We start from the raw sequence: 518 nt of genomic DNA, 5'->3' as shown, positions 1-518 counted from the left end.
CTGCTGCTGGAACTGATAAAAAAGAAGAACATCAGTTTTCTGCAGGCGACTCCAACCACCTGGCTGATGCTTTTGGATTCTGGCTGGTCAGAGCCACTGCCGCTCAAAGCCCTCTGCGGTGGCGAAGCCCTGCCAGCAGACCTGGCCCGGGAACTTCTGGTAAAGTGTGATAGCCTCTGGAATATGTATGGCCCGACAGAAACTACTATCTGGTCTACTATAAAACAGATAAAAGCCGGCGATCCATCAATTACTATTGGCAAGCCTATTGCAAATACGCAGATTTATATAGTTGACGATCATGGCCTGCTTGCGGCACCTGGAAAAATAGGCGAAATAGTCATTGGCGGTGACGGAGTGGCCAAAGGGTATTGGAACAGGCCTGAGCTTACATCCGAAAAATTTATTGAAAACAGGTTTTATCCTGGCAAAGGCGATATCCTGTACCGTACAGGCGATCTGGGCAGGCTGCTTCCGGATGATGAAATAGAATGCTTAGGACGCCTTGACCAGCAGGT

The 518-nt window shown here is 49.0% G+C and carries 1 protein-coding gene; it reads left to right on the top strand.

The window, feature by feature from the left end; all coding sequences use genetic code 11:
- Positions 1-518: AMP-binding protein (locus ABEG11_RS19065; protein WP_348825768.1), on the top strand; the 518-nt coding region annotated here is incomplete at both ends.

The organism is Flavobacterium aestuarii (assembly GCF_040049115.1).
Lineage (GTDB): Bacteria > Bacteroidota > Bacteroidia > Flavobacteriales > Flavobacteriaceae > Flavobacterium > Flavobacterium aestuarii.
The sequence above is the reverse complement of the archived record's forward strand: the minus strand, read 5'-3'. Positions and strand labels throughout refer to the sequence as shown.